General features: G+C 63.5%; 19 protein-coding genes. All 19 read left to right on the forward strand.

All coding sequences use genetic code 11. The annotated features are described in order from the left end of the window. Position 1: 1 nt before the first annotated feature. The 19 genes from IC762_RS17740 (at position 2) to IC762_RS17830 (ending at position 12,657) form a co-directional block, all read left to right on the forward strand. Positions 2–310, forward strand: a complete 309-nt coding sequence (locus IC762_RS17740) for a hypothetical protein (RefSeq protein ID WP_195783574.1) — start codon at positions 2–4, stop codon at positions 308–310. A 210-nt stretch (positions 311–520) separates the two neighbouring features. Beyond that, entirely contained in the window at positions 521–1,615 is a 1,095-nt protein-coding gene (locus tag IC762_RS17745; protein WP_195783575.1) for a major capsid family protein, read from the forward strand. A gap of 91 nt (positions 1,616–1,706) precedes the next feature. Beyond that, positions 1,707–2,156 carry a hypothetical protein gene (locus IC762_RS17750; protein WP_195783576.1) on the forward strand — a complete coding sequence of 150 codons (450 nt, stop codon included), beginning with the start codon at positions 1,707–1,709 and terminating at the stop codon, positions 2,154–2,156. A gap of 39 nt (positions 2,157–2,195) precedes the next feature. Continuing rightward, positions 2,196–2,654 (forward strand): DUF4054 domain-containing protein, encoded by a 459-nt coding sequence (locus IC762_RS17755; protein WP_195783577.1) that lies wholly within the window; start codon positions 2,196–2,198, stop codon positions 2,652–2,654. Then, positions 2,651–2,824, forward strand: coding sequence for a hypothetical protein (locus IC762_RS17760; RefSeq protein ID WP_195783578.1), 174 nt, complete (start codon positions 2,651–2,653; stop codon positions 2,822–2,824). The genes IC762_RS17755 and IC762_RS17760 overlap by 4 nt, the downstream gene beginning before the upstream one ends. Then, entirely contained in the window at positions 2,825–3,271 is a 447-nt protein-coding gene (locus IC762_RS17765; RefSeq protein WP_195783579.1) for a hypothetical protein, read from the forward strand. Positions 3,272–3,331: 60 nt separating this feature from the next. Further along, positions 3,332–3,871 (forward strand): hypothetical protein, encoded by a 540-nt coding sequence (locus IC762_RS17770; protein ID WP_195783580.1) that lies wholly within the window; start codon positions 3,332–3,334, stop codon positions 3,869–3,871. A 3-nt stretch (positions 3,872–3,874) separates the two neighbouring features. Then, positions 3,875–4,471: a hypothetical protein gene (locus tag IC762_RS17775; RefSeq protein ID WP_195783581.1), complete on the forward strand. Its 597-nt coding sequence runs from the start codon at positions 3,875–3,877 to the stop codon at positions 4,469–4,471. Further along, a complete protein-coding gene (locus IC762_RS17780; RefSeq protein ID WP_195783582.1) occupies positions 4,468–5,211 on the forward strand; it encodes a phage neck terminator protein in 744 nt (247 codons plus the stop codon). The genes IC762_RS17775 and IC762_RS17780 overlap by 4 nt, the downstream gene beginning before the upstream one ends. Positions 5,212–5,254: 43 nt before the next feature. After that, positions 5,255–7,000, forward strand: coding sequence for a DUF3383 family protein (locus IC762_RS17785; protein ID WP_195783583.1), 1,746 nt, complete (start codon positions 5,255–5,257; stop codon positions 6,998–7,000). Positions 7,001–7,013: 13 nt separating this feature from the next. Next, positions 7,014–7,442, forward strand: coding sequence for a phage tail fiber protein (locus IC762_RS17790; RefSeq protein ID WP_195783584.1), 429 nt, complete (start codon positions 7,014–7,016; stop codon positions 7,440–7,442). A 13-nt stretch (positions 7,443–7,455) separates the two neighbouring features. Continuing rightward, positions 7,456–7,974 carry a hypothetical protein gene (locus tag IC762_RS17795; protein WP_195790432.1) on the forward strand — a complete coding sequence of 173 codons (519 nt, stop codon included), beginning with the start codon at positions 7,456–7,458 and terminating at the stop codon, positions 7,972–7,974. Continuing rightward, positions 7,971–8,117: a hypothetical protein gene (locus IC762_RS17800; RefSeq protein WP_195790433.1), complete on the forward strand. Its 147-nt coding sequence runs from the start codon at positions 7,971–7,973 to the stop codon at positions 8,115–8,117. Before IC762_RS17795 ends, IC762_RS17800 begins: the two co-directional genes overlap by 4 nt. Continuing rightward, positions 8,114–9,640, forward strand: a complete 1,527-nt coding sequence (locus tag IC762_RS17805; protein ID WP_195783585.1) for a hypothetical protein — start codon at positions 8,114–8,116, stop codon at positions 9,638–9,640. The genes IC762_RS17800 and IC762_RS17805 overlap by 4 nt, the downstream gene beginning before the upstream one ends. 3 nt (positions 9,641–9,643) lie before the next feature. Continuing rightward, positions 9,644–10,267, forward strand: a complete 624-nt coding sequence (locus IC762_RS17810) for a phage baseplate protein (protein WP_195783586.1) — start codon at positions 9,644–9,646, stop codon at positions 10,265–10,267. After that, positions 10,267–10,602 carry a hypothetical protein gene (locus tag IC762_RS17815; protein ID WP_195783587.1) on the forward strand — a complete coding sequence of 112 codons (336 nt, stop codon included), beginning with the start codon at positions 10,267–10,269 and terminating at the stop codon, positions 10,600–10,602. Before IC762_RS17810 ends, IC762_RS17815 begins: the two co-directional genes overlap by 1 nt. After that, positions 10,599–11,528 (forward strand): baseplate hub protein, encoded by a 930-nt coding sequence (locus IC762_RS17820; protein WP_195783588.1) that lies wholly within the window; start codon positions 10,599–10,601, stop codon positions 11,526–11,528. The genes IC762_RS17815 and IC762_RS17820 overlap by 4 nt, the downstream gene beginning before the upstream one ends. Next, entirely contained in the window at positions 11,525–12,280 is a 756-nt protein-coding gene (locus IC762_RS17825) for a Gp138 family membrane-puncturing spike protein (RefSeq protein WP_195783589.1), read from the forward strand. Before IC762_RS17820 ends, IC762_RS17825 begins: the two co-directional genes overlap by 4 nt. Beyond that, on the forward strand, positions 12,277–12,657 hold the full coding sequence (locus IC762_RS17830) for a hypothetical protein (RefSeq protein WP_195783590.1): 381 nt from the start codon (positions 12,277–12,279) through the stop codon (positions 12,655–12,657). Before IC762_RS17825 ends, IC762_RS17830 begins: the two co-directional genes overlap by 4 nt.

Below are 12,657 nucleotides of genomic sequence, written 5' to 3' on the forward strand. Positions count from 1 at the left end.
CATGCCCTACGCTGTTGTCAGCCGGCTAACGCAAGGTCTCGCGATTGGCGCTCACGTCATTCGCGGGACCAACTACGATCGGTCCAAAGAGCGTCCCGACTACCTCATTTACGGGTGGGCGCTCACCGAAAACATCCCGGACGCTGTCTGGGAGTCGTGGTTCGAGGCGAACAAGTCGGCTCCGTTCATCGTAAACAAGATGGTCTTCGGGTCCAAGGACCTGATGGAAGCTCGGCGGTTCGCCCATGGCCGCCTCGCGGGCATCGGCCTCGCCGACGGCGCGCCGCAAGGTGCGGTGAAGCCGACCTGACGATGACATTTGTTCGCGTCCGCGAACTCTGAGAGATAGCAGCGAAATTGTTCCCTTCATCGGCCCTTGGGTGATGCGAAAGCATCCCCTGCTTGCTGCGCCGGGCGTGGATGGCCCAAGGCGCCGATGAAGTCGAGCCAGAGTCCTCGCATCCACGGGGATTGAGACCTGCGCGGTGAGATTTTCATAAACCTCATCGGAGCACTGAAGATGAACCAGCAAGAAGCAGTATCGCTGTGGAATGAGCACAAGGCTGCTCTTGCCCTGCGCGGCGTGACCATGGATTCCGTCCGTTCGTACCTGCCGGATGAATTCCGCCATGACTTCGGCATGGCGATGGACGCGCAGCCCGCGCTGTCGACGACTGATCCGAACTCGGCGGTCCCCGCGATCTTCACCACCATGGTCGACCCCAAGGTGTTTAAGGCGCTGTTCGCGCCGAACAAGGCTGCCGTCATCCTCGGCGAGGAGCGCCGCGGCACTTGGGTCGACGACACCATCATGCTGCCGGTGACGGAGGCGGTCGGCGAGGTCTCGAGCTACGGCGACTACGCCGAGAGCGGCACCGTCAATTCCAACATGAACTGGCCCCAGCGCCAGTCGTACCTGTTCCAGGTGATCAAGCAGTACGGCGAGCGCGAATTGGAGCGCGCCGGCGTCGCGCGGATCAACTGGGTCGCAGAGTTGGATTATTCGGCCGCGCTGATGCTGAACAAGTTCTCCAACTTGACCTATTTCTTCGGCGTGAATGGCCTGCAGAACTATGGGCTGCTCAACGACCCGCATCTCAATGCATCGCTGACGCCGGCGACGAAGAGCTACGGTGGAACCACCTGGTACAATTCATCCGGCCAGATCGCTGCGACGGCGAACGAGATCTATGCCGACATCGAGAACACGTTCGTCCAACTCGTCGCGCAGACGGCAGGCATGGTGGATCGGGAGACGCGCATGGTGCTCGCAATGTCGCCCCAGTCGGAAGCGGCGCTGACCACCACCAACTCGTTCAACGTCAACGTCTCCGATCTCCTGAAGAAGAACTTCCCGAACCTGCGCGTCGAGAATGCCGTGCAATACGGTGTCCTGTCGGCGACCAACCCGCAGGGCATCGCGGGCGGCAACTTCATGCAGCTGATCGCCGAGGAGATCGAGGGCCAGGAAACCGGCTACTGCGGCTTCAACGAGAAGATGCGTGCGCATAAGCTGATTCCGAAAACCTCCTCCTATGTGCAGAAGGTCTCGGCCGGCACGTGGGGCGCGATTCTTCGGCAGACCAACACGATCGCATCGATGTTGGGAATTTAACTTAGACCATTCGCCTAAACCGAACGAAAGGGAATCGCGCATGTCTGGCGCTGGAGACACTGTGACCGTTGCGTGCAAGCATCCTCCCGGATTGCTGCTGGTGCTGTACGGACGCGATGAAGATCATTACGAAGCCGCACCGGGCGGCGGCCGCATGCTCAAATTGGAATCGCGCGCGGTCGCACTTTCCGATCCGATCAAGATCAACGGACCGGCCGTACCGTTCGGTGCGACTCCGCCGTTCGTCATCGCGGGCGGCTACGCGCTCACGCCGAATGTGCCCGGAGACTTCATGGAAAAGTGGATGGAGGCCAACAAGGACTCACCAATGGTGAAGAACAATGTGATCTTCGTCCAGAAGAGCGACGCGGCTGCACAGAAGCAGGCGAAGGAGCAGAAGGAAGTCCAGTCTGGACTGGAGCGGCTTGACGTCAGGATGGTGCGCAAGGGTGAGCGCATGGTCCCCCGCGACCCCCGCTGGCCGAAGAGCGTCAATCCGAACCTGTCCGTCGTCGCCACCGACACCCGCGACGTCGCGTAACGCGTCACGTCACGCGTGACGCCCTGAAGAGGTGCGGCGATGGGTGTAATCGTCCCGTTCGACTTCACGACATGGTCGGAGCTGTTTCCGGCCTTCGTGACCTCGACGCCACAGTTCACGGCGTTGACCGAGCCGCAGGTCGTCAACCTGATCCTGCCGATCGCCGAGCAGTACAACCGGAACGATGGCGGCGGACCGGTCAACAATGCGGGCGTCCAGACGCAGCTATTGAACCTGATGGTCGCGCATGTCGCGCAGTTGATGTTCGGCTCCGCGACGCAGCCGCTGTCGCCGCTCGTCGGTCGCATCTCGAACGCGACCGAAGGTTCGGTCTCGGTTGCGACCGACTTCCCGACCACGCCGGGCAATGCATGGTTCGTGCAGACCCAGTGGGGTGCGATGTGGTGGCAGATGGCGCTGCCGTATCGGCTCGGGCGCTACCGGGCCAAGATCACACCGCAGGTGCAGGCAATCAATGGGGCAAGGGGGTTCTGGTGATCGTTGATACGCTGAAAATTCGTCGCAGCGAAGTGATGCAGTCCTTGACGCTCAGGGTCCGCGCGCAAGGCTTTGGCCGCGCATTTCGGGTTCGCGTCTGGATCGCCACGCGGCTCATCTCATTAGCTGGCAAGATTCTGGGCTGCCGGATGGACATCGAGATCAAGTAGATGGCCACCATGCGCGGCGGCGAGAAGCTGACGGCCGAGCTGCAGCGCATCGCCGACAACGTCCGCGGCAATGCGACGGTGAAGGTGGGTTTCCTGGAGAAGGCGACCTATCCGGACGGCACCCCGGTGGCGATGGTTGCGGCAATTCAGGAGTTCGGCGCGCCGAGCATCAATATTCCGCCGCGGCCGTTCTTCCGCAATATGATCGCGGACAAATCGTCGGAGTGGCCGAAGGCGGTCGGTGACCTCCTGAAATCGAACGACTTCGACGCCGAGCAGACCATGGGGCAGGCCGGCGAGGGCATTGCAGGGCAATTGCGCCAGAGCGTGGTCGACACCAATTCGCCGCCGAACGCAGCCTCGACCATCGAGCGCAAGGGCGCGAGCAAGCCGCTGGTTGATACCGGCCATATGCTGGCGTCGATCGATTACGAAGTGAAAACCTGAGTTCATCTTCAACGTAAAGCCAACCGCCCGCGTAACCGGGGCCTGAAGGAGCAATCGATCATGGGTAATCGCGGCACTCTCTGGGACCCGCAGGTTGGCGACCGTCCGTTCAACATCGCGCTGACCAACAACTACAGCGGCACCGTGAACCCGGGACCGACCAACGATTTCTCGCAGGGCTATCGGAAAGGCTCCGAGTGGATCAACACCACGACCGGCGAGATGTACAAATGCGTCGACGACACCACCGGTGCCGCGGTCTGGGCGCTGATTACCGGCTTCAGCGGCAACACGCTCGCTGCAGGCCTTACCTCGGCGCCGACGGCGATCGTCGACACGATCTCGAACGTCACCACGGCGGATGCGACCCATATCGCGGTCATCCTGCCGACCGGCGTCAAGGGCGACCAGCGGCTTGTGAACAACAGCGGCGGCGCCAGCGCGCAGACCATGAGCGTGTATTGCCAGTCCGGCGACACGATCGACGGCGGTAGCGCCGGCGGCCACGTCACGCTGACGGTCGCGCACCGCGCCGCATGGTTCTACTGCGTGGCGCCGAACACCTGGATCAGCGCGCTGGTCGGCGCGGTCTCGACCTAACCGGTGAACCTGCATTCAATCGTCGCGCCGATCATCGGCGCGATCAATCCGCTCATCTTCGTCACGGTCCGCAAGAGCGTCGGGCCCGTGACGAACCCGGATTTCACCAAGACGCCGGGCTACGCGACGCCCGGCGGCTTGACCGCGAGCATCGCAGGCAATGTGCTTGATGTGACGGCGGTCGCATCGGGCTTGCTGCAGCCCGGCCAGACGCTTGCCGATACGTCCGGAAATCTCCAATCCAATACCCTGATCACGGCCCAGCTCACCGGCACGCCGGGCGGCATCGGGACCTATCAGGTCAGTGTCGCGCAGGACGTGGCCTCCGAGGCGATGACCACCGCGCTCGTGGTGCAGGCGCAGGTGCAGGCGCTGTCGGGGCGGGATCTTCGCCAGCTCGAAGGCCTCAACCTGCAGGGCACGCTGAAGTCGATCTATTTGAACGGCGACCTGGCCGGCGCGGTTCGTGTCTCGGTCAAGGGTGGCGATCTCGTCACCTTGCCGGATGGCTCGGTCTGGCTGGTCACGGTGGTGCCGGAGCCGTGGAATCTGACGGCAGGATGGACCCACGCCGTTCTCACCTTGCAGGACGGATCGTGACGTCATCCATCACGCCGACGCAGTCGAACCTGACGCAGGCGATCGGTCAGTTCCTGATGGCGACGCTCGGGCTCTCGCCGGACCAGATCATCGTCGGCGAGGGCAACCGCGTCGCGGAGCCCGCCAGTCCGATCTTTGTCGTGATCACCCCGATGCGGTCGGATCGGCTGGCGACCAACATCGACAGTTTCGCCGACGTCAAGTTCACCGGCGCGATCACGGGTACGACGCTCGACGTCACGAACGTGGCGTTCGGAACCATCGCGCTCGGCTCGATGCTGTTCGGCATCGACGTGCTGTCCGGGACCGTCATCACGGCGTTCGGAACGGGGTCGGGCGGGGTTGGGACCTACACCGTCTCGCAGGCGCAGAATGTCGGCAGCGAGACGCTGTCCGCCGGCACCAAGGCGCTTCTGCTGGAATCGCGCACCACGGTGCAGCTGGATTTCCACAGCGCCGACCAGAGCGCGTCCGATCTTGCGCAGACAGCGGTCGCGACGCTGCGCGATGAATACGGTGTCGATTTTTTCGCGGCGCTGGATGCGCCGCTGAACCGGATCGCGCCGCTCTATGCGGATGATCCGCGACAGGCGCCGTTCATGAACGACCAGAGTCAGGTCGAATGGCGCTGGTCGCTCGATGCGGTGTTCCAGGTCAACCAAAGCGTCTCGGTTCCGCAGCAATTCGGCGACAGCCCGACGCTCACCACCATCGCCGTCCCCGAGCAGGTCGCTCTCTGATCTTCACCCGGGGTATCCCGGTCTTTTCCAAGAGGGAAGTTGAATGGGCACCATCGACGCGTCACAACTCGTCAGCGTTACGCCGAGCGTGCTGTCCGCCGGCGGCAGCGCCGTCGACATCGTCGGCATGATCCTGACGAACGGCACCCGTGTGCCGCTCGGCCAGGTCCTGGGCTTCCCGACGGCGGCGGCGGTCTCGAGCTATTTCGGGCCAAGCTCGAAAGAGGCGCAGATCGCGGGCGGCGGCGCCGGTCTCGGCAGCGGGTATTTCGGCGGGTTTGACAATTCCAACAAAAAGCCTGCGATCATCTATTACACGCAGTACAACACGGCGGCGGTCAACGCCTGGCTGCGCGGCGGCAACGTGTCCTCGCTCACGGTCGCGCAGTTGCAGGCGATCAACGGCACGCTGTCGATCAATATCGACGGCTCGACGAAGTCCGGCAGCATCAACCTGTCCGCGGCGACGTCGTTCACCAATGCGGCGACCATCATTGCCGACACGCTCGATATCGAAAGCCCGCAGGCCGGCTCCTTCACGGGCTCGATCACCGCGACCACGCTGACGGTCTCCGGCTCGGTCACCGGCACGCCGCTTGCGATCGGCCAGTTCATTCATGGCGCCGGCGTCGCCTCTGGGACCTACCTGACCGCGGGCAGCGGCACGTCGTGGACGGTCAACAATTCGCAATCGGTCGGCAGCGAGGCCATGACCTCGACCACGCCGGGCGTGGTGTTCGACAGCGTCTCGGGCGGCTTCCTGGTCACCAGCGCCACCACGGGCCCGACCTCGACCATTGCCTACGCGACGGGATCGACCGCCGCTTCGCTGAAGCTCGACCAGGCCGACGGTGCGGTGCTCTCGCAGGGTGCCAACGCGGCCGTCCCCGCAGCGTTCATGAACGCGCTGGTCGCCCAACAGAACAACTGGGCCACCTTCATGACCGGTTTCGATCCGGACGGCGGCAGCGGCAACACCGTGAAGCAGGCGTTCGCGGCTTGGAAGAATTCCAAGAACAACCGTTACGCCTATGTGTGCTGGGACAACGACATCACGCCGACGGAATCGGTCCCGGCAACGTCGAGCCTGGGCTATATTCTCGCCAACGACAACGATTCCGGCACCTACCTGCAGTATGAACCGTCCGATCTGAACCACGCAGCGTTCTTGTGCGGTACAGCGGCGTCAATCGATTTCTCCGAGACCAACGGACGCATCAGCTTCGCCTATCGCTCGCAGGCGGGCCTCGTTGCCGGCGTGACCGATCCGACGGTTGCGATCAATCTCGCCGGCAACCCGCAGACCACCGGTCGCGGCAACGGCTACAATTTCTACGGTGCCTACGCCAACGCCAACCAGGACTTCGTCTGGGAGCAGCGCGGCTTCGTCACCGGGCCGTTTGCGTGGTTCGACAGCTACATCAACCAGATTTGGTTCAACAGCCTGGCGCAGAGCGCACTGTTGCAACTGCTGAACACGGTGAAGTCGATCCCGTATGGTCCGGTCGGGCAGTCGCTGATGGAGGCGGCGCTCGCCGATCCCATCGCGCAGGCGCTCAACTTCGGCATGTTCGGGCCCGGCACGCTGACCAATGCGGAGATCGCCGCGGTCAACGCGCAGGCCGGCGCCAGCATCGCAGGGGCTCTGCAGGTCAACGGCTACTATCTCCAGATTCTCGCCTCCGATCCGACCGCGCGGCAGGGTCGCACCGGGCCGCCGGCGACGTTCTGGTATCTCGATCTCGGCGCCGTGCAGGCGATCAACCTCAACAGCGTCGCGCTGTCGTAACGGAGACGCATCGATGACCGATATCACAGCAGCGAACGCGATCCTGACGCTGGCGATCCCGGGGCTGTTCTCCAGCCCGCAGCAGATTCAGGGCTTCTCCGCAGATGACGTCTATGATCTCAACGAGGTCTCCAACGTCCAGGCCGTCATGGGCGTGGATGGTGTGCTCTCCGGCGGCTTCGTCTGGGTGCCGCAGGAACAGTCGATCGTGCTGCAGGCGAACTCGGACTCGAACGCGATCTTCGACACCTGGAACCAGAACCAGAAGGCGTCGCAGCGAACCTATCCGGCCTCGGGCGTCCTGACATTGCCCAGCCTCGGTCTCAAATTCGTGCAATCCGGCGGCCTTCTCACCACCTACAAGCTGCCGGGCGCGAAGAAGATCCTCACTCCGCGGCGCTTCATCATCACCTGGGAAGACGTCAGCCCGCAGCCGGCGTAACAAGGGGTTTCGCGTGCGAAAGACGGAAATCGTCAAGGCCACCCATGGCCGCGACGCCAACAAGCATTTCCAGATCACGGAATGGCCGGCGGAGGCCGCGGACCGCTGGGCGACCCGCGTTCTGCTCGCGATGACGCGAGGGTCCAAGCCGATCCACATCCCGGTGGAATCGCTGCTCGGCCGCGGCATGGAAGCGATCTTCGTGGTCGGCCTGCAGACCATCCTCAGCGCCAGCGTCGATACCAACGAGGTGCTGCCGCTGATCGACGAATTGCTGGACTGCGTGCAGATCGTGCGCGATCCCGTCGCGCGGGACAAGACAACTGGCGGTCCCGTCGCGTCGCCAGTCGTCGCCATGTCAGGCGATATCGAGGAGGTTCAAACCCGCTGGTGGCTGCGCTCGGAGGTGTTGCGCATCCACACGGGTTTTTCCGCGGCCGACATGTTCGGCACGCTTCTCTCCTCGATCTTGTCGCCGACGGGCCCGAATTCCGGGAATATGCCAACATCGGCGGCAAGCTCGGCGCCGTGATCTCGGCACGGCTGGCGACGCTCCACGAATTGCAAACGGTCTACGGCACCGAGGACCTGGAAGACATGCTGGAGATCGTCCAGGTCGATGCCGAGAACGCACGCATCGCATCGCGCTGGTCGGCCAGGCAGGCTAAGGCATGATCATCGACGAACTGGTGCTGGAATTCGGGCTCGACAGCCGCAATTTCTCGCGCAACCAGCATGAGGTGCTGGAGCAGCTGCGCCAGCTCGAGCAGGAAGGCGCGAAGTCGGCAACCCACGCCGAGCGTAATGCCAAGAACCTGACCGACATGTTCGCGACGTTCCGACGCGAGGCGGTCGGGGCGCTCGGCGTGTTCCTGGGCGGTGCGGGGATTGCCTCGTTCGTCAGCCAGATCGCGACCACGGACGCGACCGTCGGGCGTCTCGCCCAGACGATGAACATGTCGGCGAAGGAGTTGGTCGCCTGGCAGGGTGCGGCGCGAACGCTCGGCGGGTCCGGCGAAGGCGTGACCGGCACGCTGAACGCGATGACGCAGGACATGAACCGGTTCATGCTGACCGGTCAGGGAACGCTCACGCAGGTACTGCGGCCGCTCGGCATCAGCATCATGAATGCGAACGGCGAATTGAAGACTGCCGGCGAACTGATGGAGGATCTGGCGCAGGCATCGCAGCACATGGACCCGGCGCGGTTCGCGGCGCTGTTTCAGATGCTCCCCGGCGCCAATCAGGAAAGCCTCAACCTGATCATCAACGGCCGCGATAGCCTGCGCGCCATGCTCGATGAGCAGCGGCGGATCAACAACATCACGCCGGAGTCGATCCGGCTGGCGAAGGAATACCAGAAGGCGGTTTCCGAGCTCGACACGACATTCTCCCGGCTCGGCCGCACCATCGCGGTCGAATTGTTTCCCGTGATGACGGGGCTTGCCAAGATTTGGGCCGATACGCTGTCGGGCGGCGACAACAGCCTGCTCAAGATCAAGAAAGGCAGTCTGGTCGATCGTTTGCACGATTCCTTTTCCGGCGCTGTGCCCGGTCTGACGCCGGCGCAGGCGGTCAAGGACTGGTGGAATGCCAACCACCCGCAAGAGCCGGCAGCGTCCGACCAATCGAAAAGCGACAATTCGGCACCCGGGCCCGCCACGTCCGAGCCGCCTAAGCCGCCAACGGCCGGCGGCACCAATTGGACAAATTTCCTGCACGGCCTGTCCTATCTGGAAACCAGCGATCGTGATTCCGGCAATGCGACGTCGACCGCGCAAGGCTATTTCCAGTTCCTGAAGGGGACGGCCGCGCGCGCGACCAAGGCAGGGTTGCCGGACCCGCGATACGGCAGCTACGATGAGCAGTCGGACGCCACCAAGCGCTATATCGAGCGGTTCTATCCGCAGGCCTCCGCCGCGATCGCGCGCGGCGACTATGCAGCGGCCGAGCAGATGCTCAAGGAAGAGTGGCCGAGCCTGCCCGGAGGCTCGCAACAGCAGAACGCGGCGCGATACTCCGTGTACAGGCAGAAGCTCGGCGGCAATTCCTCGACGTCGAGCAGCAAGACCGACGTGCACATCGGACAGGTCAACGTCCAGACCCAGGCGACCGATGCGCGCGGCATCGCGCAGGATATCAAGCCGGAGCTCGACCGGGCCATGACGACGTCGCAGTTCAACACCGGGTTGGAATGAGCGATGCCGAACGTACCTGACGTCCCGGGCGTGCCCGCGCTGTCGTCGTTCCTCGACGACACCATTACGCTGCTGGTCTCCGATGCTGTTTCGCTTTTGGTCGGGGCGCAGGGCAACACCTATGACGTCCTGCTCGACGGATCGTCGGCGTTCGACTTCAATTCGATCCTTCGGGTCGGCTACGATCAGGAATACGCGGTTGCCGACTACAAGGTCGAGCCCGGCAGCTTCGTCTCCTACGACAAGGTGCAACAGCCGGCTGCGATCCGGCTTCGCTGCACTTCGTTGGGCGATCCCGATTCCTTCGCCAGCCTGGTGGCGCAAATCCAGAGCGCGGTCGACAGCACCAACCTCTACGACATCCAGACGCCGCAGCAGCTCTACCAGAACTACAACCCGGTGCGCTGGAGCTACGAGCAGACCGCGACCAACGGCGTCGGCATGCTGATCGCCGACATCATGTTCCTGCAGATCCGGGAATCCGAGGCCGCGGCGTTCTCGAATACGCAGCAACCGGGATCGGCCGGGCAGGCGGGTGCCGGCAACGTGCAGCCGCGCGACCCGACCGCGCAGGAACAGAGTTCACTGCTGGCGCCCGAGGATGGCGGCGCTCCGGGGATCATGTGATGCAGGTGGTGCCGACCCAGCCGGTCGCGAGCCAGCAGTTGCAATGCCAGCTCAACTCGCAGGCCGTGACGCTGAACATCTATCAGCAGGCCTTCGGCCTTTATGTCGACGTGCTGGTGGGAACGTCGCCGATCATCCAGGGCGTCATTGCGGAAGATCGCAACCGCATCGTGCGCTCGGCCTATCTCGGCTTCACAGGCGATTTCGTGTTCATCGATCTGCAGGCGCCAGCCGGGCAGTTCGGCGACGACCCGGTGTATACGGGTCTTGGAACGCAGTTTCAGCTGGTCTACCTCACCGTTCCGGACCTTGAATCCTATGGGTTCGAAGCATGACGACGACCTTTGTCGCAAAGCAGATCGAGGTCTCGATCCAGCTTGCCAACAACCCGCAGACCAACCAGCCTGCGCAGTTTGCCGAGACCGGCGGCGATACGCTGACGACCTCGGACAAGCGGGTCTCGGTGCGTATCCAGAACTCCGGCGCGCCATCGAGCTCGGCCGCGCAGGTCATGATCTTCGGACTCTCCAGCTCGGTGATGAACCAGCTGTCGACGCTCGGTATGGTGCTCAACCTGGTGCCGCGCAACACGCTGACGATCAAGGCCGGCGATGTCGGCGGCGCGCTGTCGGCGGTGTTCTCCGGCACCATCGTCAATGCCTATGCCGATCTCAACGCGGCACCCGATGTGCCGTTTATCCTGACGTGCCAATCGGGTCTGGCGGACGCGACCATGAACGTGCCGCCGACCACATTCAACGGTTCGACGCCGGTCTCGACCGTCATGTCGGGGCTCGCACGACAGATGAACGTGGGCTTCGAGAACAACGGCGTCGACTCCACGCTGTCCAATCCCTATTACCGCGGATCGCTGACGCAGCAGATGCGGCAATGCGCGAAAGACGCGGGCATCAATGCCGAAATCGTCAACGGCAATGTGCTGGCGATCTGGCCGAAATTCGGCTCGCGCGATACCCAGAACATTCCGCTGATCGCAGCACCTCCCGATGGCGGCATGATCGGCTTTCCGTCGTTTACGCAGCAGGGCATCCTGGTGCGCAACATCTTCAATCCGAACATCTCGTTCGGCGGCAAGGTGCAGGTGCAGACCAGCGAGGAGGCAGTCCAGAAGGCCAATGGCACATGGACGGTCTACAAGCTCGACATGGCGCTCGACGCTCAGCTGCCGCACGGCAAATGGGAGATGGCGGCCTACTGCTATAACGCCAATTCGCCGAATCCGGTCCTGCCGCCGCCGTGACCGACAACACAGCGAGTGCCGGCAGTAACGGCGCCGGACAGCAGGGCCCGAACGACAGTGCGGCCGGCATCAACGAAATCTCGTTCGCGGTGGATCGCATCCTCGCGCGCTACGACTTCATGAAGCCGGTCAAGGTGATTGCGGTCCATCTTAGCGATGGCACGCCGCCGGCGCCCGCGACGGTCGACGTGCAGCCGCTGGTGTCGCAGGTCGACGGCAACATGAATGCGGTGCCGGAGGGGACGGTCTACGGCATCCCATGCCAGCGCACCCAGGGCGGTCCGTGGACCATCATCTGCGACCCGGCGGTCGGGGACTTCGGCTATGTGATCTCCTCGGATCGCGACATCACCAAGGTCAAGGCGAGCCCCGGCGTGGCGCCTCCGGGCTCGCAGCGGCGGTTCTCGATTGCCGACGGCGTCTATGTCGGCGGCGTGCTCAACAAGCCCGGCAAGGCCTATCTCTGGCTGAAGGGTGACGGCTCGCTCAAGTTCGCGGATGCCGGCGGATTCGTGATCGAGAGCGATGGGCACGGAAACGCGACCGTCACGGGCAACGTGCTGATCAACGGCAATCTGCAACTCGGCGGCACGATCCAGGCGCTGGACGGCTCCGAATATGCCGGCAACATTTCGACGCTTGGCGACGTGCAGGCCGGCACGGTCAGCCTCAAGAACCATGTGCATCTTTACCAGCGGCCGACCTCGGGCGCGACGACGCCGACCGAGACGGGAGCAGCGCAAGCGCCATGAGCAGCACGCTTCTTCTCGATACCGTCGCATGGGACCTGGTGCTCGATGCCGACGGCAACATCGCTGTTGCCTCGGAGCCGTATTCGCTGGCGCAGGACGCGGCGTCGGCGATCCGAACCTGGTTCGGCGAAGCCTATTTCGACACCACGCTCGGGGTCCGCTGGGGCAACATCTTCGGCAAGGTGCCGAACTACGCCTTCATCAAGCAGCAATGCCAGGCGGCCGCAGTCACCGTGCCTGACGTGGCCTCCGCCAAGGTCTTCCTCACGTCAGCCGGAGGCCGCGGCATCTCCGGGCAGGTGCAGGTCACCAGCCAAACCACCGGGCTGACATCGGCAACGAACTTCACGGTCATCAGCCCGCAGGGAATTGGTTAA

The sequence above is a fragment of the Bradyrhizobium genosp. L genome (assembly GCF_015624485.1).
Lineage (GTDB): Bacteria > Pseudomonadota > Alphaproteobacteria > Rhizobiales > Xanthobacteraceae > Bradyrhizobium.